At 47.4% G+C, this 23,378-nt stretch carries 24 protein-coding genes; 12 read left to right on the top strand and 12 right to left on the bottom strand.

From position 1 onward, the window contains the following. The first annotated feature begins 91 nt into the window (after positions 1-91). Entirely contained in the window at positions 92-949 is an 858-nt protein-coding gene (locus ICW23_RS00645; RefSeq protein ID WP_016938347.1) for a peptidylprolyl isomerase, read from the top strand. 38 nt (positions 950-987) lie between these two features. On the opposite strand, the gene ICW23_RS00640 is transcribed toward ICW23_RS00645, so the two are convergent. The 6 genes from ICW23_RS00640 to ICW23_RS00615 form a co-directional block, all read right to left on the bottom strand. Then, positions 988-1,215 carry a sporulation YhaL family protein gene (locus tag ICW23_RS00640; protein ID WP_013351703.1) on the bottom strand — a complete coding sequence of 76 codons (228 nt, stop codon included), beginning with the start codon at positions 1,213-1,215 and terminating at the stop codon, positions 988-990. 111 nt (positions 1,216-1,326) lie between these two features. Then, complete coding sequence (gene yhaM, locus ICW23_RS00635; protein ID WP_016938348.1) at positions 1,327-2,271, bottom strand: 3'-5' exoribonuclease YhaM; 945 nt, start codon at positions 2,269-2,271, stop codon at positions 1,327-1,329. 73 nt (positions 2,272-2,344) lie between these two features. Beyond that, on the bottom strand, positions 2,345-5,230 hold the full coding sequence (locus ICW23_RS00630) for an ATP-binding protein (protein WP_188153865.1): 2,886 nt from the start codon (positions 5,228-5,230) through the stop codon (positions 2,345-2,347). Beyond that, positions 5,227-6,450, bottom strand: coding sequence for a metallophosphoesterase family protein (locus tag ICW23_RS00625; protein WP_188153864.1), 1,224 nt, complete (start codon positions 6,448-6,450; stop codon positions 5,227-5,229). The genes ICW23_RS00630 and ICW23_RS00625 overlap by 4 nt, the downstream gene beginning before the upstream one ends. Positions 6,451-6,560: 110 nt before the next feature. Further along, positions 6,561-7,820, bottom strand: a complete 1,260-nt coding sequence (locus ICW23_RS00620) for an ABC transporter permease (RefSeq protein WP_045927101.1) — start codon at positions 7,818-7,820, stop codon at positions 6,561-6,563. Then, on the bottom strand, positions 7,813-8,709 hold the full coding sequence (locus tag ICW23_RS00615; RefSeq protein ID WP_188153863.1) for an ABC transporter ATP-binding protein: 897 nt from the start codon (positions 8,707-8,709) through the stop codon (positions 7,813-7,815). The genes ICW23_RS00620 and ICW23_RS00615 overlap by 8 nt, the downstream gene beginning before the upstream one ends. Positions 8,710-8,814: 105 nt before the next feature. On the opposite strand from ICW23_RS00615, the gene ICW23_RS00610 reads away from it, so the two are divergent. Then, positions 8,815-9,000: a YhzD family protein gene (locus tag ICW23_RS00610; RefSeq protein WP_016938353.1), complete on the top strand. Its 186-nt coding sequence runs from the start codon at positions 8,815-8,817 to the stop codon at positions 8,998-9,000. Between the two features lie 24 nt (positions 9,001-9,024). Here ICW23_RS00610 and ICW23_RS00605 read toward each other — a convergent pair whose 3' ends face one another. Beyond that, the gene (locus ICW23_RS00605) at positions 9,025-9,792 is read right to left on the bottom strand and encodes an enoyl-CoA hydratase (protein WP_188153862.1); all 768 of its coding nucleotides are present in this window, start codon (positions 9,790-9,792) and stop codon (positions 9,025-9,027) included. A gap of 184 nt (positions 9,793-9,976) precedes the next feature. Here ICW23_RS00605 and ICW23_RS00600 point away from each other — a divergent pair, with 184 nt between their 5' ends. Genes ICW23_RS00600 through ICW23_RS00590 form a run of 3 tightly spaced genes read left to right on the top strand, consistent with a single transcriptional unit; the run spans position 9,977 to position 12,077 of the window. Further along, positions 9,977-10,330 (top strand): hypothetical protein, encoded by a 354-nt coding sequence (locus ICW23_RS00600; RefSeq protein ID WP_188153861.1) that lies wholly within the window; start codon positions 9,977-9,979, stop codon positions 10,328-10,330. A gap of 27 nt (positions 10,331-10,357) precedes the next feature. After that, positions 10,358-10,855, top strand: coding sequence for a cation:proton antiporter regulatory subunit (locus ICW23_RS00595; protein ID WP_014469990.1), 498 nt, complete (start codon positions 10,358-10,360; stop codon positions 10,853-10,855). A 7-nt stretch (positions 10,856-10,862) separates the two neighbouring features. Next, positions 10,863-12,077 (top strand): cation:proton antiporter, encoded by a 1,215-nt coding sequence (locus ICW23_RS00590; RefSeq protein WP_049628203.1) that lies wholly within the window; start codon positions 10,863-10,865, stop codon positions 12,075-12,077. 25 nt (positions 12,078-12,102) lie between these two features. Here ICW23_RS00590 and ICW23_RS00585 read toward each other — a convergent pair whose 3' ends face one another. From ICW23_RS00585 to ICW23_RS00575, 3 genes are all read right to left on the bottom strand, one after another. Beyond that, positions 12,103-13,392 (bottom strand): lysine N(6)-hydroxylase/L-ornithine N(5)-oxygenase family protein, encoded by a 1,290-nt coding sequence (locus tag ICW23_RS00585; protein ID WP_188153860.1) that lies wholly within the window; start codon positions 13,390-13,392, stop codon positions 12,103-12,105. 101 nt (positions 13,393-13,493) lie between these two features. Continuing rightward, the gene (locus tag ICW23_RS00580) at positions 13,494-14,996 is read right to left on the bottom strand and encodes a coproporphyrinogen III oxidase (protein ID WP_188153859.1); all 1,503 of its coding nucleotides are present in this window, start codon (positions 14,994-14,996) and stop codon (positions 13,494-13,496) included. 112 nt (positions 14,997-15,108) lie between these two features. Beyond that, entirely contained in the window at positions 15,109-15,975 is an 867-nt protein-coding gene (locus ICW23_RS00575) for a Cof-type HAD-IIB family hydrolase (RefSeq protein ID WP_016938359.1), read from the bottom strand. A gap of 370 nt (positions 15,976-16,345) precedes the next feature. Here ICW23_RS00575 and ICW23_RS00570 point away from each other — a divergent pair, with 370 nt between their 5' ends. Further along, complete coding sequence (locus ICW23_RS00570) at positions 16,346-17,485, top strand: DNA alkylation repair protein (protein WP_080752449.1); 1,140 nt, start codon at positions 16,346-16,348, stop codon at positions 17,483-17,485. 38 nt (positions 17,486-17,523) lie between these two features. On the opposite strand, the gene ICW23_RS00565 is transcribed toward ICW23_RS00570, so the two are convergent. Both ICW23_RS00565 and ICW23_RS00560 read right to left on the bottom strand, forming a co-directional pair. Further along, positions 17,524-17,874: a YlbF/YmcA family competence regulator gene (locus tag ICW23_RS00565; protein ID WP_045927096.1), complete on the bottom strand. Its 351-nt coding sequence runs from the start codon at positions 17,872-17,874 to the stop codon at positions 17,524-17,526. 85 nt (positions 17,875-17,959) lie between these two features. After that, complete coding sequence (locus tag ICW23_RS00560) at positions 17,960-19,093, bottom strand: DUF445 domain-containing protein (protein ID WP_016938362.1); 1,134 nt, start codon at positions 19,091-19,093, stop codon at positions 17,960-17,962. A gap of 237 nt (positions 19,094-19,330) precedes the next feature. Here ICW23_RS00560 and ICW23_RS00555 point away from each other — a divergent pair, with 237 nt between their 5' ends. The 6 genes from ICW23_RS00555 to ICW23_RS00535 all read left to right on the top strand — a co-directional run bounded on the left by ICW23_RS00555 (position 19,331) and on the right by ICW23_RS00535 (position 23,377). Then, entirely contained in the window at positions 19,331-20,422 is a 1,092-nt protein-coding gene (locus ICW23_RS00555; protein WP_016938363.1) for a YheC/YheD family endospore coat-associated protein, read from the top strand. Beyond that, a complete protein-coding gene (locus tag ICW23_RS00550) occupies positions 20,412-21,770 on the top strand; it encodes a YheC/YheD family endospore coat-associated protein (protein ID WP_188153858.1) in 1,359 nt (452 codons plus the stop codon). The genes ICW23_RS00555 and ICW23_RS00550 overlap by 11 nt, the downstream gene beginning before the upstream one ends. Positions 21,771-21,853: 83 nt before the next feature. After that, entirely contained in the window at positions 21,854-22,069 is a 216-nt protein-coding gene (locus tag ICW23_RS00545; protein ID WP_012117190.1) for a YheE family protein, read from the top strand. Between the two features lie 224 nt (positions 22,070-22,293). Then, positions 22,294-22,500 carry an alpha/beta-type small acid-soluble spore protein gene (locus tag ICW23_RS00540; RefSeq protein ID WP_016938365.1) on the top strand — a complete coding sequence of 69 codons (207 nt, stop codon included), beginning with the start codon at positions 22,294-22,296 and terminating at the stop codon, positions 22,498-22,500. A 102-nt stretch (positions 22,501-22,602) separates the two neighbouring features. Further along, positions 22,603-22,728, top strand: a complete 126-nt coding sequence (locus ICW23_RS18845) for a hypothetical protein (protein WP_016938366.1) — start codon at positions 22,603-22,605, stop codon at positions 22,726-22,728. Between the two features lie 28 nt (positions 22,729-22,756). Next, positions 22,757-23,377, top strand: coding sequence for an NAD(P)-dependent oxidoreductase (locus ICW23_RS00535; RefSeq protein WP_095241004.1), 621 nt, complete (start codon positions 22,757-22,759; stop codon positions 23,375-23,377). Position 23,378 lies beyond the last annotated feature (1 nt).

Genomic DNA, 23,378 nt, shown 5'->3' with positions numbered 1-23,378 from the left:
GCCCTTTATTTAAAATCTTTTTACAGAAAGCCACAATATGTTATGATACGCATATGCAATTTAATTTGGATGATTAGGAGTGTTTAAAGGAATGAAGAAAATCGCGATAGCAGCTATTACGGCAACGAGCGTCCTGGCTCTCAGCGCTTGCAGCAGCGGCGACAACGACGTGATTGCCAAGACGGATGCCGGCAATGTAACAAAAGGCGAGCTCTACACGAACATGAAAAAAACCGCGGGCGCAAGTGTGCTGACACAGCTCGTACAAGAAAAAGTATTAGCCAAAAAATACAAAGTATCGGATAAAGAAATCGATACCAAGCTGAAAGAGTACAAAACGCAGCTCGGCGATCAGTACAGCGCCCTTAAACAGCAGTACGGCGAAGATTACCTGAAAGATCAGGTGAAATACGAACTGCTTGCACAAAAAGCGGCGAAAGACAACATCAAAGTGACTGACTCCGATACGAAAGAATATTACGACGGCTTAAAAGGTAAAATCCGCGCGAGCCACATCCTTGTCGCTGACAAAAAGACAGCTGACGAAGTGGAGAAAAAGCTGAAAAAAGGCGAGAAATTTGAAACGCTTGCGAAAGAATACTCAACCGACAACTCAAAAGACAACGGCGGCGACCTTGGCTGGTTCGATAAAAAATCAATGGATGAAACATTCAGCAAAGCAGCATTCGGCCTGAAAGTCGGACAAGTCAGCGATCCGGTCAAAACAAAATTCGGTTATCATATCATCAAAAAGACAGAAGAACGCGGCAAATATGATGACATGAAAAAAGAACTGAAAGAAGAAGTTCTTAAACAGAAACTAAACGACAACTCAGCCGTGCAGGCAGCGATTCAAAAAGTCATGAAGAAAGCTGACGTAAAAGTTGAAGACAAGGACTTAAAAGACACGTTTAACACTTCATCATCAGCATCTTCTCAATCTAAATAAAAAAACTGTGCAGGCTCTAGGCGAGCCGCACAGTTTTTTTATGCGATCGAATGATTGGAATTTTCTTCCGCATCTCCGTTTTCATTTTCGGGCGCCGCCATACGGCGCTCGCGTTCCTGCTCCATCCGTTCAATATACACTCTTCCTTCTTTTTCAATAAACGACTGGTCAAGCTTTTCCTCTTCTTTAGCTGTCGTAAAAAGCTTATAAGCGCTGAAAATAATCCCGATAATGCAAAGGTATACCCACCAAGGAAAAAATAGCACGTTGTTTCCTCCCTTTTTACCCAAAGTCTTTATTTTAAGCTATGCCTGATAAAGACAAGTTATGAGAGCTGAACGTAAAAAAGACCGATCGTAAAGGATCGGCCTTTTTTCTTATTGATGGAAAGTCGGTTTGTAGAAAGAACGGTTTTCAAGCGCAAATACACGCTCAGTGTATTCGCCCGGCTTCACCCGTTCAAGCGCTCTGTCCATCATGATCATTTTTGCATCCAGATTGTCAATGTAGTGCAGAATTTCCGCTTCTTTCACCATCGGCGGTTTCGGGCTTCCCCATTCCGCTTTTCCGTGATGGCTCAAAATCAAATGCTTCAGAATCAGCACTTCTTCAGCGTCAATCTGAAGCTCTTCGGCTGCTTTTGAAAGCTCTGTCACCATGATTGAAATGTGTCCCAGCAGATTCCCTTCCACGGTGTATGTTGTGGAAACAGGGCCTGAAAGCTCTTTTACTTTGCCGAGGTCATGAAGGATGACTCCCGCATACAGTAAATCCCGGTCAAGAGACGGATACAGATCGGCAATCGCTTTTGCCAGGTTCAGCATCGACACAACATGATACGCAAGCCCTGAGACGAACTCATGGTGGTTTTTAGCAGCCGCCGGGTAATCCATAAAATCAGCGGCATATTTTTTGACCAGATGTCTCGTGATCCGCTGGATGTTTGGATTTTTCATTTCAAAAATGTATTGAGTGACGGTCTCCATCATTTCATCTTTCGGAATCGGCGCCGTTTCCAGAAAATCATCAATGCTGACATTTTCATTTTCGCCGGCCGGCCGGATGTTTCTGAGCTTAAGCTGGTTTCGTCCGCGATAGTGATGTACATCTCCGATTACCTTCACGATCGTCTGCGCCGCGTATGTTGTTTCATCAGTCGGCTTGGCATCCCACAGCTTCGCTTCGATATCCCCCGATTGGTCCTGCAGCATTAACGTCAGAAATGGTTTTCCGTTGCTTGCGATTCCTTTAGTCGAAGATTTAATCAGAAAGTATTGATCGACCTGCTCGCCGACCTCGTGCAGCATAATACCTTTTGCCATTCTATTAAAAGCTCCCTCCATATCTTACATAATACCAGTATAGCACATACCTCTTTTTTGAAAATAAACTCTTTTATGACAGGAGCCGCATGACTTGTCCGTTGTGAAATGACCGGCTCACATGCTCATGGCAGGTGAAATAAAGTATCTGCCTCCCGCCTTCTGTAAGCTGATTCAGCACATCAAACAGACGCTGCAGCCGCTGCCTGTCAAAATGAACAAAACTGTCATCGAGTAAAAACGGCAGTGATACCGCAGATTCCCGTTCTGACGCAAGGGCAAAACGGATCGCCGCGTAAAGCTGCTCGCATGCCGCCTGTGACAGCTCGCTTGCAGAAAAAACTGTACCGTCTTTCTGCATGACCATAATGGAATCATCGGCCTCTGAGAAATACAATTTGTGATAGCGTCCGGCCGTAAGCGGTCCGTACAATGCGCCGGCGGTTTCTAACAGACGGGGAAGCGTCACCTTTTTATGCCGCTCCATTTTTTCTCTGATCACATGTCTGACCGTCTGCAATGCGGCCCACTCTTTAGCTGTTTTTTTAACGCGTTCCTTCTGCATTTCTGTCTGCTGTTTTAAATCGGACACAAGCCCCGAGGACTCCAGCTGCTCTTGCTTCACCGTTAATAAAGCAATCTGCTCACGGAGATGCGCGCTTTTTTCCTCGAGTGTTTCTTTCTCTTTTTCCTTCTGAGCGAGTGTATGTTCAAGTTCAGGCACTGTACGGCTCATATACGGCGCCAGCTGTTTTTGGCCTATGCCGGACAAGTGCGTATCGATTTCGCGCAGCTGCCTCTCTGTTTCCCGGCGGCTTTCATTCAGCCTGGCGAGCTCACAGAAGTGTCCGCGGTTTTTTGCGTCTGCCGCCATAAAAAGCTGTTTCACCTGCTGTTCGTAGTAATGAACTTCTTCGTTTAATTCGCGCATTTGCTCTTGGGCATGCAGCAGATCCGTTTCGAGAGCCTGCTTTCGTTTTGCGTCCTCACGGGCCCGTTCCGCCTGCGCCAGCAAAGCACGCAATCTTTCTTTTACGGACAGCTCCAAGCCGTCTGAAGGACTCAGCTTTTTGACCCGTTCCTCAAATGATCTTTGCAGCTTTTGGAGCCGGCCCGCTTCAATGGTCAGTTCATGCTTGTTCAGAATTTCTTTTTTGACATCTTTCATCACATGATATGCGTCAAGAAGATGGGACGGGCTGCCCGAAAACCCCAGTTCCTTCATAAAATGTTCCGCCTGTTTTTCAGACGGAGCCATTTCGGCCTCCCATTCTTCATATTGGCGGATGACTCTTTCATATGCCGCTTCTTTCTGTTCAAGCACGGCTTGGTCCGCAATCAGCTGCTGGCGGTGCCGGCCGTCACGCCAAAGCTCTTCCTGCAGAATGTCGGCCTCTTCTTTTGAGATCGGCGGCGGCGGCTTTTTGTGAATGGCCCCTCTTCTTTCTGACGGCAGCGGCTTCTGTATGCCAGACAGCATATACAGCATCAAAGCGCCGGTAAAAAGGGCGGCGGGCAGCCATTCCTTTAACACAGCGAAAATCGCAATGAACACAATGCCCGCACCGAGAAAGAGCTTTTTTTGTTTGGCGCGCTGTTTTTCCAGCTGCTGAAAATGCGCCTGCCATTCGTTTCCATCAGTATCAGCCATTTGCTTATATGATTGTAAAGCGGCTTCTTTTTCTTGCCTGACGGCGGGAGCCAAGATGTTTTCCGCCGTTACGGCATGCTTTCGTTCGGCGTCTTCCAGTTCCAGACGCGCTTGTTCGAAAATCGCATCAAGCTGTTTTTTTCTTTCTCTTGCCTGTCCGGCGCTCTGCACGGCTTCTTGCAGCCGCCATTCATATTCATAATCGGTGTTCAGCGAAAGAATGCCGTCTTCCTCATGTCTGCCGCCGAGCTGTTGTAACCCTGAAGAAACACGGGCCGATATCTGCCTGATTTGTGATTGGATGGCGGCAAGCTGTTCGCCGCGTGATTCGTACATATGCTGCTCGCCGGAAAGCTCCTGCAGCTGCCGTTCTTTTAGCAGCAGGTTCTCATTTGGCGCGAGCAGCTCAGCCTGCCGCCTGATTTCAGCCGCTTTTGCCCGAAGCCCCTCAAGCCGGGCCGCTTTCGGATGGAGATGCGATTCGTATTTTTCAAGCTGATGCATTCCGTCCTTCGGGAATTGCTCCAATGCTTCCGGATAAGAAGAAAGTTCGCTTTCCAACGCTGTTTTTTTGTCTGCGAGCGGCTTTGCTTCTATCGCCGCTTTTACTGTTTTAATTTCCTCAGTTACATCTTTCAATTGTGCTTCGGCATCCTGCAGACGGCTGCCGGCGCTTTTTTTCTCTTCCAGAAGGCTGTGATAGCCCGCTTCCGCAGCTTCCGCCTGTTTCAGCTGGACGCTGAGCCGCTTTAACGTATCCAATTCCTGATTTAAACGGGGTTTCCGTCCGTTCGGCTTATACATTCTGTCGAGCTCTTTCGCCAGTCTGCCGTCAAGCTTTGCCGCCGCTTCAGATCCGAATAAGCTGGAAAACAGGAGAAACTCGCCGATTTTATCCCGGTTAAAGGCTTGAATCTCCTGCAGTCCGAATACATCAAACGAATAGATTGCTTCGTACAGCGCCCGATCCGTATCAGAAAGCAGCTGTTTGAGCCATTCTCCGTCCTTGATTTCGCCTGAAGGCAAATACACTCTGACTTTTTCGGCAGCGCCTTTTGTGCGTTCAATTTTAACAGCGCCGTAATCGTCATGCTTCAGTTCCACAACGCCGCCGTACACCCCGCCGTTTTTCGGTTCGTATTTTTTTGATTTCGGAAAACCGAACAGTACGCTTTTGATAAAGGACATCAATGTCGTTTTGCCCGCTTCGTTTAAGCCGTAAATCACTTGGACAGACGAATCTGACAGATGGAAGCTTCGGTTGGAAAATTTCCCGTACTGGTAAATCAGCATCGTCGTTATTTTCATCGCTGAAGCTCCTTCAGCTGGCGCTTTAAAATGGCTTGAGCTTGCCGTTTAATGTCCAGTATCTCTTCATCCGTAAATAAAGTCATCTGCCGCCGGTATACGGGATGACGCTCGAGCGCTTCAAATACACCGCTCATGTCCGCGCATTGTTCTATGTCCTGAAGAAGCCCTTTAAAAAACGGATCCGGCGGCACGGTGCCTGTTTGATCCGTCCGATCCTCAATCGCAAGCGGCCAGATGAAACATTCCTCTTCAGCCTCTTCCTCCTGTAAAGCGGAAAGAAGCTCCTCCGCAATGCCTGCGGGCGCCTCCGTCCAAAAGCGGGGCGCCTCGCCGCGGAGCACCAGTCTGACACATGCCGGGCGGCCCGCGGCACGCAAGCGGGTGAACATATCCGATGCCATTTTCATCAGGGAGGTCATATGCTCGGCTTCGGAAATATCAAGATCAATTTCCTCCCATAAGACATCGTGCGCTTCTTTGAATTCCCAAGACATCTCACCGTCTGCCGCCCGGACGAGATAATATCCCTTAGGCCCGGTTTCTTTTAAATGGCGTGCCTGAATATTTCCGGGATAAATGGCGGCGGGATGCTTGGCGGACAGAACCTGCCGCTTATGAATGTGTCCAAGCGCCCAATAATCCATGCCGCTTTTTTCAAGGTCTTCTTTCGTAAAAGGACAGTACGGGTCATGCCCATCCGCTCCTGATAACATGCCGTGGAGCATGCCGATATGATAAGGCGCGCCGGTCATTTTCCGGTAACGGGATGCCTGATTGGCCGTTACGCTTCTTTCCTGATAGCTGCATCCGTATATGCTTGCCGCGAGCTCTCCATTTTTAAAGAAGGATTTTTCCTCCGGTGTATCCGAAGTGAATATATGTACATTTTCCGGCCATTCAATCGGTGTCCACTCACCGCCCAAATGATCATGGTTGCCGAATATGACGAACACTTGGATATCCGCTTTCTGTAATCTGGTAAACTGCTTTCTCAAAAACAGCTGGGCTTTTAAACTTCTGTTCGCTTCATCAAACAGATCTCCCGAAAGCAGCATGAAATCTGCCTGCTCCCGGAGCGCCCCGTCGGTAAGACGGCGGACGCTGTGAAATGTGCTTTCTTTAATACGCGCATATACCGGTTCAGGCAGATGCGAAATGCCGTAAAACGGGCTGTCCAGATGCAGGTCAGCGGCATGAATAAACGTCAGATCAGCCATCTCGCCCTCCCCTTTCTGTAGGTTGAATTACCCTTATTCTAGCATCGTTTTCATACGAATGCACGTTCTGCACGATAAAAAAACAGCCCGGCTGTTCCGGGCTGTTTCACTTATTTTTTGGAGATGCGCAGCGCTTGTTTGATCGCTTTGAATCCGCCGGCGTTTCCGTAAATCAAAACGCCGCCTTTATAAATTTTCGCGCCGACCGCTGCAAAGATCACGATAGTGACCAGTGTCAGGGCGATGCCGGCCGCCGCCTGCCAAAACGGGATATCGAGCATTCCTACGCGTAAAAACATAATCATCGGCGTGAAAAACGGAATGTAAGATGTAACGGTAATAAAACCCGCGTCAGGATTGCCAAGTCCGAACATGGCGATAAAAAAACCTGCCGCGATTAAAAAAAACATCGGCTGAATCGTCTGCTGCACGTCCTCTATCCGGCTGACAACACTGCCGAGAAACGCGGCAAGCGTCGCGTAAAGAAAATAGCCGAGCAGATAGAAAATGACGGCATAGACAATCGTCGAGACGGGAACATCCGAAAAATTGAGAAATGCACTGATCGGCGACGACTCATCATTTTGAGGGTTCAGCTTCAGTGAGAGAAAACCCGCCGCAAGCAGCACCGCAAACTGTGTGATTCCGACAAGCGCGATACCGAACAGTTTAGCAAACATCTGCTGAATCGGCGGCATGCTTGAAATTAAAATTTCCATGACCCGTGACGATTTTTCCGTCGCCACTTCCATCGCAATCATACTTGCGTACATGATAACCGAGAAGTAGATGACAAACAGCATGATGTATACAAGCCCCATCACCTGACCGAGCTCTTCCTCAGATTTCGCCCCTTTTTCCAGTGCGTCTTTGCTGACTTCAGGCGGAGTGTAGAGGCTGCTGACTTTTTCTGCCGAAATGCCGAGCTTGGCGGTTTCAACAGCGGTTTTTGTCTGGGTTAAAGCCTGCTTGAGAAGTTTATACGCTGATTCATCAGAAATGGTCAGCGCCTTGTAGGCTCCTGTTATCGTTCCTTTTTGATCTTGTCTGATGATAAAAAGCCCGTCCCATTCACCGTCTTTGACACGCTTTACGGCTTCTTTTTCGGACTCCTTCGTCTCCATCGCCTGCAGATCATTGTCTGTATCAGCCGCTTTAAGCTGTTTTGCAAACGCCGGGTAAAGCCCGCCCGTTTCATCAATCACCGCAATCTGCTGCTTGCCGTCATCCGATTGAAACACGGAAATGATTGATTGCAGGTTGGTCACCGCTAATACTAATAAAACGGTAATGGCGGTCGAAATAATGAATGACTTTGTCGAGATTTTGTTTTTATATGTATGAAACAGCATAATCCAGAATTTATTCATAAACGGCCCCCACCTTTTCTATAAAAATATCATGCAGTGACGGCTCTTCCAATTCAAACTTCCGTATAAAACCTTTCCCTTGCAGCGCCCGGAAAATATCCTGGGAAACCGGTTCATTCGCGACCTGCAATCTGATCCCGTCATTTGTTTCCTTCCATTTCACGACACCTTCATGCGTTTTTAAAAAGCTGAGATCTTCATCTGAATGAACGGTGACATTTTTTTTGCCGAAAGACCGCTTAATGTCTTTCAGATTGCCTTGAACGACTGGTTTTCCCTTCTGGAGAATGCACAAATTCTCGCAAAGCTCTTCTACATGCTCCATTCGGTGGCTTGAAAAAACGATGGAAACGCCGCTGTTTTTCAAAGAAATAACCGCTTCTTTCAGCAGCTCGACATTCACCGGATCAAGACCGCTGAAAGGCTCATCGAGAATCAGCAGTTCAGGCTTATGCAGGACGGCGGAAATGAACTGGATTTTTTGCTGGTTTCCTTTTGACAGCTCTTCGACTTTCTTATTCTTGTAATCTGTAATGCCGAACCGCTCGAGCCATGTCATGAGCTCTTTTTCCGCCTCTTTTTTGCTCATTCCTTTTAATCTCGCAAGATAGACAAGCTGGTCACTGACCTTCACTTTCGGATACAGCCCCCGCTCTTCCGGGAGATAGCCGATTTTTTCGCTGATAGAATAATTGACCGGCTTCCCTTTCCAGCTGATCTGCCCGTCAGTCAGGCTTAAAAGCCCCAAAATCATCCGAAAGGTCGTCGTTTTTCCCGCGCCGTTTGCGCCGAGGAGCCCGAACATTTCCCTTTCAGGTATTTGCAGGTTCAAATTGTCAACAGCGGTAAAGCTGCCGAATGTTTTCGTTACGTTTTCAATTGTAAGCACGAATCCAACTCCTTCCTTGACCCATTATATACTAATAATGGGTAAAAATTAATGGAGGATTTTAAATTCTTTATGAGAATATCATTCTATAAAGGAGGTGACGTGATGGGACAATATGTATTGACCGCATTCCATGCGTCGGGAGAAAAACTGCTGGATGAACGGATCGAAGCAGGTAACGTGGCGGAAGCAAAGGCTGCCGGAGAGGCTTTGTTAAAGGAAAAAAAGCTTGAGAACACTGCTCATCGCTTAGTAAATGAAGCCGGAAAGCTGATTTTATTCCACAGATAACAGAAGCTTTCCGGCTTCTGTATTTTACCGGTTAAATTGCGGCGTCCGTTTTTCTAAAAAGGCGCGGATGCCCTCTTTATGATCATCCGTTTTTCTCATATTTTCCTGGGCCTTTCGTTCAAGAGACAAAACGTCTTTTAACCGGCTGATATGGAGGCTTTGATAAATAGCCTTCGTTTCAATCATTGCTGCCAGCGGCGCATGTAACAACCGGTCGATATACGGTTTTGCCCCTGCCGCAGGGTTGCCGCTGAACAGCCCGTCGGCAAGCTTGAGCTCCACCGCTTTTTCAGCCGGCAATTTTTCGCCGCTCCAAATCAGTTTTTTCGCTTCAATCTCACCGACGCGTTTCATTAATAAATAATGGCCTCCTCCGTCGGGAACCAGTCCGATGCCGATGAAATTCATCGCGAGGCGGGCATTTTCTTCAGCGAGAACCACGTCGGCACACAGCGCGAAACTCAGTCCGAGCCCCGCCGCGGCTCCGTGGATGGCGGCTATCACAATTTTTTTCATATCATAGAGCGTCAGTGTAATGGATTCGATCATTTTCATGAGCCGTTCATATTCTCCTGAATCATGATCCGATGTCATCATCTGAATATCACCGCCCGCGGAAAATCCCCTGCCTTCCCCCCGCAAAAGGACGATAAGCGCCTCACTGTCAGCTGCCATGACGCATGCATTCTCCAATTCCCGGAGCATTTGTTCATTGAGCGCGTTGTAACTATCAGGCCGGTTCAGCACAATCTCTGCAATCTTTCCCTTTTCTTCATATCGAATATACTGCATGTTTACACCCTCCTTGTATCCGCTTACATTTTTGTTCAAATGATATATTCTTTCCGCCGAAGCGAAACCCCTTTATTTTTCAAGGTCAACAGATACCGAAAAATGCATATCATTTGAAACTGAACATACATTTTTATATAGTGAAATTGACATACAAAACAAAAAGGGGGGAGGAACGCCGATCATGAACTATGTGATACTGAGTTTTTTATTGAGCTTTTTTATGGTGCTGTTCCCCCCTTCGGATGTCGCCCTTCCTTCCCAATTGGTGACAGAAACAGACAGCCACGTTCAAATTTCGGTTTACCCGCAGGAAACGGACTCGGCAAAGACGCCGGCCCCTGCCAAAACCGCTCCGCACGGCCTGTCAAAAGGGTACGATGCGTTATCCCGAATGGTCACCCTGTTATCTGTCAAACCTCTTGATCAATTCATTGATTCCACACTGGAAAGGACATGCGCCATTCCGATACAATACCAGTCAAATTACCTCCGGCATCAGAGCCTTTCTCATTGCCAATCTGTATTTACGGTGTAAAAACAGTCTATTCCGGAGGGATTTTTTATGAATATTAAGGAAAACGATCTGCCCGGCATCGGGAAAAAATTCGAAATCGAAACGAGAAACCATGAAAAAATGACGATCATCATTCATGACGACGGCAGGCGGGAAATTTACAGATTTGATGACCGCGACCCTGATGAGCTTCTGGCAAGCATTTCTCTTGATGATGCGGAAGCAAGACAAATCGCCGCGATTATCGGCGGGATGGTGTACAAACCGCAGGCGCTTGAATCGATTGAAATGGCGTTCAGCGATCTGATTATCGAATGGTTTAAAGTTGAAAAAGGGGCAAAAGCGGCAGGCCGGACGCTCGGCGAACTGGATGTGCGCCAAAACTACGACGTGACGGTCATCGCCATCATTAAGCATAACCAGAAAAAGTTTTTAAACCCGGGCGCTGATTCGCTCCTTGAAGCAAACGATACACTCGTCCTCTCAGGCGAAAGAAAGCATTTGAAGAAACTGATCCAAGACTTTCTCTCAAGAGACGGAGTGTGATCTGTTTATGGATCATCTCGTATTTGAAGTCGGTACGGCGCTAGTTCTCGTGGCTATTGCAAGTGTCATCGCCAATAAAATTAAATTCTCGATTATTCCCTTCCTGATTATTTTAGGAATGCTTGTCGGGCCGCACGCGCCCCAAGCGGGCATCATTGACCTGACATTTATCGAAAGCCGGGAAGTGATTGAATTTTTCGGACGGATGGGCGTCCTGTTCCTCCTCTTTTACCTCGGGCTTGAATTCTCGGTCGGAAAATTAGTCAAATCCGGACGTTCCATTGCCGCCGGCGGAACGATTTATATTCTGATTAATTTCAGCTTAGGACTGATATACGGCTTTATCACGGGCTTTTCCTTTTTGGAAGTGCTTGTATTGGCCGGTGTCATCACGATATCATCAAGCGCCATTGTCGCAAAAGTGCTTGTCGACTTAAAGCGCACGGCCAATCCGGAAACGGAGCTGATTCTCGGCATCATTATGTTTGAGGATATCTTTCTGGCGGTTTACTTGTCCGTTGTTTCCGGGCTTGTATTGGGAGACGCGACGTCTGTCGGAGGCGCGCTGATGTCGATCGTGATCGCTTTCGGATACATGCTGCTGTTTTTCATTGCCGCTCGAAAATTGCCGCCTCTTCTGAACAAGCTGCTTGATATCCGTTCAAATGAGGTGTTTGTCATTGTCATTTTTGCAGCGCTCTTTTTCATTGCCGGCTTTTCCGAAACGATTCATGTCGCTGAAGCGATCGGTGCGCTTTTACTTGGACTCGTCTTTTCAGAGACGGCCCATTCTGACAGGATTGAGCATCTTGTCGTGCCGTTCCGTGATTTTTTCGGGGCCATGTTTTTCTTCAGCTTCGGGCTGAGCATTGATCCGTTTTCACTCGGAGATGCGGTCTGGCTTGCCCTCGGCGCCGTTTTGCTGACGATTGCCGGAAACTTTATCGCCGGCATGATTGCCGGGCGCCGGGCGGGGCTTTCTCATAAAGCATCGTCTAACATCGGGCTGACCATCGTCTCCCGCGGCGAATTCTCCATCATCGTTGCAAATCTCGGCATCGCCGGCGGTCTGTCCGCCTCACTAAAACCTTTCGCCGCCTTGTATGTTTTGATACTGGCCATCTTCGGCCCTTTGCTCACGAAAGAATCGAAGCGGATATATCTCATGTTGAACAGCGTTTTCAAATGGAAAAAGCCTGAAAAGACGCCGCAGAAATCATAAAAAAACTGACCCCTTACTAAAGGGGTCAGTTTTTTCGCGCGGGAAGAAATTGCTGAAAAGCCGTTTTTTTGTTAATGGAGAAATGCTCTTTTCCCAGAATGGTATTAATGATTTTTTGATTTCTGTAAACAGACAGCTTCAAATTCGTAGCCCCTGTTCCGTGGGCATGGTCAAGATTCGTTAATGTGAAGAAATGATGCCGCCTATTGTCCTTAAAGACGAGGCGGGAATCGGCCGTCACTTTAAACCGTTTCTCATCCTCCCATTCGATATCGGGAGAAATGGCCGAAAACCACTCCGGAATATGCGGCTTGAAGCCGGTCGCCAAAATCACTTTTTCTGAATCGGCCGTAAAGGTTTCATCCATCTGCCATTGATGAAAGCTCAGTGCGCAGCGGCCGTTTTTCTTTTTAATTTTTTTAAGTTCCGCCATCGGCTGAATATAGACATCAGGCGAGCCTCCGCTGATCGACCTGTGGTACAGGGCATCGTAAATGTCAGCAAGTGTGTCAGAATCAATGCCGTGGCGCAGTCCTTCCAGCTCAGGCAGTGTATTCAGCCGTTCCTGAAAAGGCAGGCGGTTAAAATACTCCACATAATCGGGTGTAAACATTTCCTGTCCGAGCTTGGCGGTTTCTAATTCTCGAAATCCGGCGGAGCGTGTCACCCATTGCAGCCGGCAGCGGCGGTATTGTTCATCATGCAATAAATCAGAAAAGATCTCCGCTGCGCTCTGTCCGGAGCCGACTACTGTAATTGATTCGGCGCCGGCGAGTTCATCTTTCCGGAACAAATATTCCGTGCTGACCATCGTGTCCTGACGCGCCCCGTCATCAATCTCTGCCGGAATAAGAGGCTCAGAACCCGTTCCCATGACGAAATGCTTCGTTTGATACACGCTGATGCTTCCGTCCTCAATGTTCTTGACGCTGACTTCATAATGGCCGCCGGCATTTTTCACGCCGATTACCTCTGAGCCGAAACGGCATGATTTGATTTCTGAAGCCGCCCAGCTCAAATAGTCGTTAAACTCCCGCCTTGGAATATCAAATTCATTAAACGTATAAAACCGGTACAGCCGGTCATGTTCATGGAGAAAGTTCAAAAATGTGTAGCGGCTTTTCGGATTGGCAAGCGTGACGAGATCAGCCAGAAACGCCACCTGTAAATCCGTTCCTTTAATTAACAGGCCCGGATGCCACGCAAATTCTGTCTTTTTATCGAAAAAAAGAGCGTCTGTTTCGGGTATATCCTCTAACAAAGCGGCAAGCCCTAAATTAAACGGCCCGATTCCCGCACCTATGACATCATACATAATTACACCTCTTACGAATTACAGTCTGATGATCTTTTTCCCGTTTTTACATTCGGATAAACATAAAAAAACGGCACGCTGATTCCGTGCCGTTTTTCATATTACAAAGCGGATTTGACGAACATCTCATCTAAGTATTTGATTTTCTCTTCTGTATAATGCTCGAATCGGTCATTATATGATTTCGGGTCTTTCGGATTGGCGAAGTGCGTGATTTTTCCGGTTTCCGGATGAATGAATTTGCTTGCCGCGCCGCAGCCGATACCGATAATCGTCTGCACTTCTTCCATAATCATAATGTTGTAGATGCTCTCCTGACCCGGGAAGGAGTAGCCGACATTTTCAAGGTTTCCGAGAATGTTTTTCTGCCGGTACAGGTAGTACGGTTTATAGCCGTGCTCTTTTGTCCAGCGGACGGCGTCATCCATCATGCGGGATACTTCCTGCCTGTCAGCAACTTTATACTTATGCTTGTTTCTCGTCATTTCTGACGCCCGTTTGAAAGAAAGCGTGTGAACGGTCAAAGATTCAGGCATCAGCTTTTCCGTTTCATCAAGACTGTGCCTGAACTCACCCGTCCCTTCTCCCGGCAGGCCGATGATCAGGTCCATGTTGATGTTATTCATGCCGTGTTTGCGGGAAAGGCGGTACTTTTCAATGGTTTCTTCGACTGTATGATGTCTGCCGATGGCCTTAAGCGTTTCGTTTTCATAAGACTGCGGGTTGATGCTGATTCTGTCAATCTTATACTTATTTAAAACGGCAAGCTTTTCCTCCGTAATCGTGTCGGGACGGCCCGCTTCAACGGTAATCTCCCTGATATTTGCGACATCTGGGAAAGAACGGACCATTTCTTCATATAAAAGGTCCATTTCTTCAGCGGTAATGCTTGTCGGCGTACCGCCTCCGAAATAAATGGTCGTCACTTTGATATCATGCTGTTTCAGCCATTCGCCGATTTTTTGCATTTCATAGTGAAGCCCCCATAAAAAGGAGCCGACTCTGCCTGCCTGTCCTTGGATGGCATAGGCCGGAAACGTGCAGTAGGCGCACTTCGTCGGGCAGAACGGAATGCCGATATAAATGCTGACTTCATCTTTGACCCGGTACAGATCGGGAACCGCGGCGAGCTGGCGGTCGACAATCTCCTGCATCAGATTGATTTTTTCATCATGGATCAGATAATCTTTTTTCAGATCGGCATGCGCCTCTTCTTTTGTCAGGCCGCTTTGCAGCTTTTTATGAAGAAGTTTAGTAGGCCTGATTCCGGTCAGGATTCCCCATTTTTGCGTCATGCCCGTATGCGATTGAAGAAGATTTAAATAGACGTATGACAGCGTGTTTTTCACCTGTTTAAATACTTCTTTGTCGCTCCATCCGGCAAGAATCGGTTTCGTGTGATGCTCCTTTTCGCCGGTTCCTTTGATTTCTCCAGATACTGACACGCTGTCTGCATCTTGAGAAATGGCAAGTGAGATGACGAGATCAGAGGGTTCCTCCGTTTCGGCGTATGCAAGAACACACTCCTCAAAAAATAAATTCGCGATGTTTTGCAGCGGACGATGCAGCCTGTCATCCGTTATGCCGTCTATTTTGATTTGCAATGTGATCACCTTATTTTTCAGATTCAAAACTTTCTTTAGTGTACAGAAAGAACAGGCTAAAATCAATCCGCGAAAAAGCCGCAGACCGGTGTTTCGCGTCTGCGGCTCTTTATTACGGCCGTTTCATGTGGAACTTATCGAGAAAGCCTTTGCGGTGCTGCATGCGGAAGTATTCCTTGATCATATAGGCGACGCCCTGTTCATCATTTGACCTTGTCACCCAATCCGCTTTTCTTTTTAATTCATTAGAGGAATTCCCCATCGCGACACCGAGGCCTGCCAGCTCGATCATCGGCAGATCATCTTCCTGATGGCCGATAGCCACGACCTCTTCCATTGAAAGCCCGAGTTCAGCTGCGACCATCGAAAGTCCGCTTTCTTTTGAAACCCCTTTAGGCACGATGTTCAGCTTTTCTTCGTTAACGCGGATCACGTCCACGGCCGGGAATGCTTTCACGATCGTATCTGTTATGTCAGCCTGCAATCCGTTTTCAGCATACACCTCAATGACGGGCGCGGAAACCGGTTCATCAAGGAGCAAATCACTTAATGATTCGACAAACTGAACCGGGTAAAAAATCGGGTCAGACGGATGAATCATCGTTTTCCCGACCAGATTGGAGTTCACTTTCTTCTTGTTTCCGATCGAATATTTTTCGTGCAGAAGCCGGATATTGCATTGATAGCTTTCCAGCACCTGGACAATATTAAACGTGTGATCTTCCGATATTTTCTTTTCGAAAAACGGCTCATCTATTTTTTCGGAAATGTATGCGCCGCTGTGGGTAACCAATTTTGCATTCAGTTTTAATATTTTCGCTACTTTTTGAGCGGAGCGAAAATGGCGGTTTGTGACCAGTGTGACGTAAATCCCTTTTTTCTTGACGTATTCGATGGCATCCTTTGTCGTCTGATGCAGTTTGCCGTTGGAGCGAAGAAGCGCTCCGTCTATATTTAACGCCAGCATTTGTTTTGACACAGAGAAGTCCCCCTCCTTGATGACTGTACTTGTCATTAGGATATGACCCTGTCTCTTTGTTTAGAACAACCTTTTCTCAGCAGCAAAAAAGCCTGCCTCAAGCAGACTTTGAACTGTCATTTTGTGGGATACGATCGATTTGCTGCCTTCTCCCCAATGTGTATTTCTATATCAGGAACCCCTTATTTGACCGTTGATGCGCTCGTTTCACTTACTCTCTGTTGCTACCCCTTAACATAACAGGCAGTATAGGCGACCGTATCCTTGGACCTTCTGTAAGTGTAGGCGCTTTCAGGGTTATTATCACACGTTTACTGTTAAAAGACAAGGGTTTTTTTAACTAAAAAAATCATAGGGCCATCTATGCTGAATGTATGATAAAGTTGAAAGAGAACATATATTCGCATATAATAAAAGAAAAAAAGCGGTGACTGTCATGTCTCTATTAAAAGATATTTATAACGAAGAATTTGCAGAAGCACTTCTGAACAGAATCAAATCGGCGCATCCGGCTTTTGAGCGGGACATGTGCCGGGCGCTGATGTTTCAGGAAGATTGGCCCGAACTGGCATTAAAACAGCGGATGCGCCGGATCACAGACTCTTTATATGAAACACTGCCGAAGGATTACATACGGGCGCTTGACGTCTTATATGAGACAGCTCCCCATTTCACAGGGCTCGCCGGGATTATTTTTCCCGATTATGTCCAACAGTACGGAACGGATCACTGGGAAGAATCAATGAAGGCGCTTCAGTTTTTCACTCGTTTTTCCACTTCCGAATTTGCGGTCCGCCCGTATATCAAGCTTGACCGGGAGCGGATGTTCAAAGAGTTCCTTTCCTGGACGGAGCATCCGGACGAACATGTCAGAAGGCTTGCCAGCGAAGGCTCAAGACCGCGCCTGCCGTGGGGAATCTCCATTCCGGCTCTTCTTGACGACCCTTCTCCGATTCTCCCTGTTCTGGACCGCTTGATGCAGGATGACTCGTTATATGTCAGAAAAAGCGTGGCAAATAACCTGAATGACATCTCCAAAACACATCCGGATCTTTTGGCACAGATCGCAGCCGATCGGTTCGGAAGCTGTCCGCACACGGATTGGATTTTGAAGCACGCCTGCAGGACACTGTTAAAAAGAGGAGACAAACAGGCGCTTGCGATTTTCGGGTTTGAAGACGCCTCCCGGATTTCATTGGAACGTTTTACACTGAATTCGGAAACGGCCGCCATCGGAACAAGCATACATTTTTCTTTTCAGATCCGCTCTTCCGCCCGGCAAAAAGTCAGGGTTGAATACGCGATTGATTTTGTAAAGAAAAGGGGGCACCGCAGCCGCAAGGTGTTTAAGATGTCGGAGTCCGCCATGGATAACGGAGACGTAAAAGCCTTCAGCAAACATCATTCCCTTAAAGATTTAACCACCCGCAAGCATTATCGGGGAATTCACACTCTGTCTGTCATCATTAACGGAACGGTAAAAGGTTCGCTTGATTTTTCTGTTGAATAAAAAACCCCCCTCCATTTCATAGATGGAGGGGGTGGAGCTTATTGCGGGTTTCCGTAAAGCTCTTCAAGAGGTTTCATGATAATTTTGTTTAACTCGCCGATCAGCATGCTCATGCGCTGTTCCGCCTCCATCAGCTGAGAAATCAATTCATGCTGCTGGACAAGAGCAACCGTTTTTTGCGCCTGCTCTACCTCTTCCTGAGTGATTTCTTCACCTGACATCTGTTTCTGCTGCAGCTGCAGCTGTACATTGCGGAAATTATCAAACATGCGTTTTGCGGATTCATCTGCGTTTACTTGATCATAAAGCCCTCTTAAACGGCTGTATTCATCACTGTTACGCAAAGCTTTTTCAAGATCATATGCTGCATCATAAAAATGAACTGCCATTGTAACCGCTCCTTTCTTCCTTTCAGACATACCACTCCACTATAACAGACTGCGGAGTGACTTTCATCCTTGGCCGATGTTTTCCTTAGAAAAGAATGACAAACAAAGCTTGGATTGCTCCGATGATCCCGCCGAGCAGACCGCCTAAATACGTAATCATCTTAAATTCTCTCTTGGAAATCGACAGCACCATTTCCTCGAGCCGCTCAACCGGAAACTGATCAACCTGCTCTTTGACCACTTCCTCAAGACGAAGGCGTTTAAGCACATCTTCCAAATGAGCGGCAATACTGCCGAGCGCTGCATCAAGCAGCTTCGGCGCATACGTTCCCGTAATCTCCCCTTCATAGCGGGAGATGATGTCACCGAGCCGGCCCTCAAAAAAGGGTGCGGTTTGAAGCGCGGCCAAAGCCCGTTTTTTCAGGCTGAACAGCAGATCTTTCGCATTCCACTTTTCGTCGGCCTCATAAAGTGTATAAGATTTGAGCTTGCCCCATTCTTGAGAAAGCAGATCAGTCAGAAGCTTTTTTGTTTCATCGTTGTGCAAAAACTTTAACAGCTCAGGCAGCACACGGTCTGCCAGACTTGAATTACCGAGGAACATCTGCACCATGCTGCCGAGCATCCCCCGTGCATTCAAAAAGTCGTCGATCATATTGCCGAGTCTGTCTTTGCCTTCTTCACTTTCAAAATAATCAATGCTCCGCTTCAGGATATAATCGGCGGCCATCGGAACTTTTTCATCCAGCTGTTTCTGCAGCTCATCAGGAAGCCAGTCCTTTATGGCGCGGTGTTCATATTTCCGGTACAGTTCCGAAAGCTTTTCATCTGTAAAACGGTCAATCCAGGCATCCGTTTTTTCCTGAGGATTCCGGATGCCTGCGGCGGCCAGAGCTTCCTGCACCGTCATATCGGAAGCGGCCATTTTTTGCGTGAATTGTTCGGCGAACACAAGCGCCTGGTTTTTAACGGTATCTGACAAAAGCCGCTTTTTTATGCCTTCCGGAGTTAACAGATGGTTCGTCACCATGAGCCCCATCTGTTTTGCCAATTCGTCCCGTCTTTTCGGGATCAGCCCCGGGGTAAACGGAATCCGTTTTCCGAACAGGTAATACGGACGGTACGGACGAAATAACATCTGAATGGCAAGGTGATTTGTCACCGCACCGATCGCGGCTCCGATCACAATCATAAATATAAACGTTCCTGCTATGCCCATTCCTTTTCTTCTGCCTCCATCTTATGTTCTATTTTTCTAGATGAACTATCTATTCGTATTATAGAGGCTGGCGTGAATGCGGGCAAATGAAGAACCTGAATTGTTGTTTCTCAGGAATAAGGCAAGATGCTGTTTCGTACTCTTTACAGTAGATCATCTTTTATGCTGCGCTTGACATGTCTATTGGATGGAAGGGCCGTTTCATCAGCGGCTTTTGAATAAAGGGGGAGTAACAACATGACAACACTCGGTTTTATGTCCGTATCCCGCCGGCACGAAGAAGATTTCGCCGGTGAACTGGCTGAAAGAGCGCCAGAGTACAATGTGCGCTTTGCCCGATTTACACCGTTTGATATTTATCCGGATTCTTTACGCGTGAAAGCGCTCGTGTATCATCCGAAAAGCGGAAAATGGAACGAAACGGAAATTGATATTCCCGAATTTATTTACGACCGCTGTTTTTACGGAAAATCTGCTGAAGCTCAAAAAGCCAAACCGATCGTCGAATGGCTGAAAAAATATCCGAAAACGGAATTTATCGGCCGCGGGCTTCCTGATAAATGGACGGTCACGAATGCGCTCCAAGAGCATCACCTGATCAGTCCCTATATTCCTGAAACGGTCGAAGTCAGCCGTTATGAAGAGGTGCAATCATACTTAGCGAAAGAAAAAGCATGTATACTTAAGCCCGCTTTCGGCGCGGGAGGAAGAGGCATCATCCTCCTTAAAGCAGGGAAAAAATCAATTTCAGCCACTTACTATATCGGGAAAAACAAGCAGACAAAAACGTTTTCCAACCACGTGTCTTTTAAGTCCTGGTGCAAAAAAGTGCTGCAGCACCGTTATTTGCTTCAAGCCTACTTAAATATTCAGGATAAGGAACAGCACCCGTGCGACATCCGCATTTTCATGCGCAAAAATGAGTCAGGGGCTTGGGAAACGGTCGGAAAAGCGATTCGAAGAGGTTATCAGAACGGTCTTTTATCTCATTTGCGGGGAGGGTCCGAGCCGCTTAAATTTGACACCTGGTTTGAGGAAATTCCGAAAAAGCAGCAGGCCGTTTTATTGGATGATGTCTTTTCCATCACCCAGTCCGTCCCTTATTTTCTTGATGAACAATTCGGACCGCTGTTTGAGCTGGGGCTCGATATTTGTTATGCCAAAGACGGGCGCATCTGGCTTTTGGATGTCAATTCAAAACCGGGACGGAACGCCATTTTAAGCGTGGCTCCCGAGGCGAAAGAGGATTTGTACACCAGTCCGCTGAAACGCTTCCGCGATCTTCAGTCACAGGAAAACCGGAAAGGAGCACTTCCGCGTGAATCATAAAGGGATGATGGTCGGCATCGATAAAAAAAGCAAAAATACGCTGTATCTCCCCTTCGCCATGAAACGGGAAGGGATTTTATCCGCTGCCTTCGGGACCAAGGTTGTCAAATGCCGTGTGGCCTTTTCTCAATCTCTTGAAAAAAGCGCGCTCCTTTCTGAAGATTTATTTGAGGAGCTGATGATACCGCATAAAAGCCGGGCTGATTTTCTCATCCACGGCCAGACGGTGCATATCGGACCGCTGATCGGCGTTTTTACAGCAGGGTTCACATCATCGGCGCAGCGCCCGTTCAGAGACCGCACCTCCTTCTTTTCCAAGCTGCTCTCCCTTCACGAGCAGGCGAACGGATATTGTTTCGTTTTCGGGGCACATCAGATCAACTGGGAAGAAGGCACAGTCCAGGCGCTGATTTATAAAGAAAACAGCTGGAAACGGGCAGACGTCCCGCTTCCGAATGTTGTATATGACAGGCTCCCGAGCCGAAAAACGGAAAAGGTTCCTCTTTTACAGCAGACAAAATATAGGCTGATGAATGACTATCAGATTCCCTGGTTTAATCCGCAATTCTTTAATAAATGGGACATTCACAAGCTTCTGAAAAAAAACAGTCTCACCGCTTCTCTCCTGCCAAAATCAATCCTGCAGCCGAATGCAGAAGCGATAGAGACGTTATGCAGCACGTTTGACACCGTATTTATCAAGCCTGCAGACGGCACACTCGGAACGGGAATTTACAAGCTGGAAAAAACAGACGCCGGCTTCTCAGTCAAATACACGAATGAGGAAAAAACGGTGGTGACGGCAGATTATGCAGATGCGGCATCCTTCATGAAATCATTTGAAGAAAACAATGACCCGTCCGCTTTTTTATTGCAGCAAGGCATTGACCTGATCCGGCTTGACGGGCGCCCCGTCGATTTCAGAGTGCATACGAACAAAAATGCCGAGGGAAAATGGACAGTGACGGCGATCGCAGCAAAAATTTCCGGCAGAAACAGCATTACAACGCATCTGGCAAACGGCGGGGAAGTCAGAACGTTAGCTGAATTATACGGCGATCCGAAAGAGAGAGTCGGCATGATCCGGAAGCTTTCGAAAGCCGCCTTAGCGGTCAGCCGTGTGTTAAATGAACATATTGAAGGCTTTATCGGCGAAATCGGTTTTGACCTCGGCGTTGATGAGGCGGGGAAAGTTTGGATGTTTGAGGCCAACTCCCGCCCCGGGCGGAGCATTTTCTCGCATCCGAAGCTGAGATCAGTCGATTACCTCACAAAACGGAGAAATTTTGAATACGCGTCATATTTATCAGAACGGTCCATTACCGCCCCGGAAAAACTTTGGCGGTGAGGCCGCCTTTTTTTCGTTGACCCGGGACAGGCACAGAACTTATGAGCTACAATGAACAGGATCAACATTTCCCGATAAGGAGCGTGAACGTCATGATTTCGCACTTCAGCTGGAAACCGTTATTCAAAAAAGAGAAACTGCCCGGATGGCGGATTTCGTTTTACTGGCAGGGTACGCATTACGAAGGAATTTACCACAAGTCCGGAGACATTGAATGGGGACACACACATCCTGGGAAAGAAGAGCCGGCTCTCGTAAAAGAGCTGCATGAATTAATGCTTTATCACATATATGACTGAAAGCTAAAAGCTCAGCCTCAAAAGGCTGGGCTTTTCTTTTTCCTTCCGCTATTTACCACCCGGTTTTCCGAATGAGATGCCTTATGATTCACCATAATACGTAGTACAAAGCGGCAAACACCATTGGGTGAAGCCGAGCTGGCAATGGTTTTCATTCCGGAAACCATCAGCTGGTGCAATTCCAGCAAACCCAACCATACTACTTTATAAAGGAGATCATACAAATGGCAAACAACAACTCTTCAAACCAACTTTTAGTACCTGGCGCTGCTCAAGCAATCGACCAAATGAAATACGAAATTGCTTCTGAGTTCGGCGTAAACCTTGGCGGAGAAACAACTTCCCGTGCAAACGGTTCTGTCGGAGGAGAAATCACTAAACGTTTAGTATCTTTCGCGCAGCAGCACATGGGCGGACAAGGCGTACAATAACTCAATAAATGGCTTACAGAAGGCGCGGGATACCGCGTCTTCTTTTTATTGCCGTCACCCTTTTTCCTATTCCACATACCCTAGGAAAAAAGGAGGGAAAACATGTCATTCATTGCCTCAGTCAATTGGGAGCTGTTTCAGTTCGTAACGGTTTCTTTGGTCAATGAATATGTTGCCCACCATCTCCCCTTTATTCACAGGTATTCTTTTCCCCGCTGCTTTGAATGATATAATGAGCGGCGAGGAGGTTTTTTACATGAATATCGCTTTACTCGGAGCAACAGGAAGAGTCGGACAGGCTTTTATAAAAGAAGCGCAGAAACACGGACACATTGAGATATTCGCTCTTGTCAGATCTGCCGGAACGGCCCTTCCCATTTCTGAAAAACATATCATAACAGGGAATGCCAGACGGCGGGAGGATATCGGCCGATTGATTTCTAAAGCGGACACAGTCGTGAGCTGTCTCGGCACGGACGGTGACGATACCCTTTCAGCGGCTATGATCCATATAGTAGACAGCATGAAACAGCATCATGTTCAGCGTCTGATTACGATCGGAACCGCGGGTATACTTCAATCACGGCTTATGCCTGACAAATACCGTTTTGAATCGTCAGAATCAAAACGAAAATCAACAAGAGCCGCAAAGGAACACGCCCGCGTATACGAGATGCTTCTGGCAGAGGATATTGACTGGACGATCATCTGCCCCACCTATCTTCCTGGCGGAGAAGCTGCCGGAGTTTACCGGTTCGAACAAGATCAGCTTCCTGAAGGCGGGACTGAAATCACCGTCGGAGACACGGCGCATTTTCTTTACCGTGAACTGATGAACCCGCAGTTTGTCAGAAAACGGGTGGGACTGGCTTACTAAA

The sequence above is a fragment of the Bacillus sp. 1021 genome, assembly GCF_014534735.1.
Lineage (GTDB): Bacteria > Bacillota > Bacilli > Bacillales > Bacillaceae > Bacillus > Bacillus siamensis.
This window is presented reverse-complemented; position numbering and strand designations above follow the sequence as displayed.

Excerpts from the sequence above, each read along its gene's own strand:
- ICW23_RS00565 (WP_045927096.1), bottom strand. The coding sequence starts at position 17,874 with ATGGCAGTTCATTTTTATGATGCAGCATATGATCTTGAAAAAGCTTTG.
- ICW23_RS00600 (WP_188153861.1), top strand. The coding sequence starts at position 9,977 with ATGAACTATGTGATACTGAGTTTTTTATTGAGCTTTTTTATGGTGCTG.
- ICW23_RS00605 (WP_188153862.1), bottom strand. The coding sequence starts at position 9,792 with ATGCAGTATATTCGATATGAAGAAAAGGGAAAGATTGCAGAGATTGTG.
- ICW23_RS00630 (WP_188153865.1), bottom strand. The coding sequence starts at position 5,230 with ATGAAAATAACGACGATGCTGATTTACCAGTACGGGAAATTTTCCAAC.
- ICW23_RS00645 (WP_016938347.1), top strand. The coding sequence starts at position 92 with ATGAAGAAAATCGCGATAGCAGCTATTACGGCAACGAGCGTCCTGGCT.
- yhaM (WP_016938348.1), bottom strand. The coding sequence starts at position 2,271 with ATGGCAAAAGGTATTATGCTGCACGAGGTCGGCGAGCAGGTCGATCAA.
- ICW23_RS00535 (WP_095241004.1), top strand. The coding sequence starts at position 22,757 with ATGAATATCGCTTTACTCGGAGCAACAGGAAGAGTCGGACAGGCTTTT.
- ICW23_RS00555 (WP_016938363.1), top strand. The coding sequence starts at position 19,331 with ATGACAACACTCGGTTTTATGTCCGTATCCCGCCGGCACGAAGAAGAT.
- ICW23_RS00590 (WP_049628203.1), top strand. The coding sequence starts at position 10,863 with ATGGATCATCTCGTATTTGAAGTCGGTACGGCGCTAGTTCTCGTGGCT.
- ICW23_RS00540 (WP_016938365.1), top strand. The coding sequence starts at position 22,294 with ATGGCAAACAACAACTCTTCAAACCAACTTTTAGTACCTGGCGCTGCT.
- ICW23_RS00610 (WP_016938353.1), top strand. The coding sequence starts at position 8,815 with ATGGGACAATATGTATTGACCGCATTCCATGCGTCGGGAGAAAAACTG.
- ICW23_RS00625 (WP_188153864.1), bottom strand. The coding sequence starts at position 6,450 with ATGGCTGATCTGACGTTTATTCATGCCGCTGACCTGCATCTGGACAGC.
- ICW23_RS00620 (WP_045927101.1), bottom strand. The coding sequence starts at position 7,820 with ATGAATAAATTCTGGATTATGCTGTTTCATACATATAAAAACAAAATC.
- ICW23_RS00570 (WP_080752449.1), top strand. The coding sequence starts at position 16,346 with ATGTATGATAAAGTTGAAAGAGAACATATATTCGCATATAATAAAAGA.
- ICW23_RS18845 (WP_016938366.1), top strand. The coding sequence starts at position 22,603 with ATGTCATTCATTGCCTCAGTCAATTGGGAGCTGTTTCAGTTCGTAACG.
- ICW23_RS00595 (WP_014469990.1), top strand. The coding sequence starts at position 10,358 with ATGAATATTAAGGAAAACGATCTGCCCGGCATCGGGAAAAAATTCGAA.
- ICW23_RS00585 (WP_188153860.1), bottom strand. The coding sequence starts at position 13,392 with ATGTATGATGTCATAGGTGCGGGAATCGGGCCGTTTAATTTAGGGCTT.
- ICW23_RS00560 (WP_016938362.1), bottom strand. The coding sequence starts at position 19,093 with ATGGGCATAGCAGGAACGTTTATATTTATGATTGTGATCGGAGCCGCG.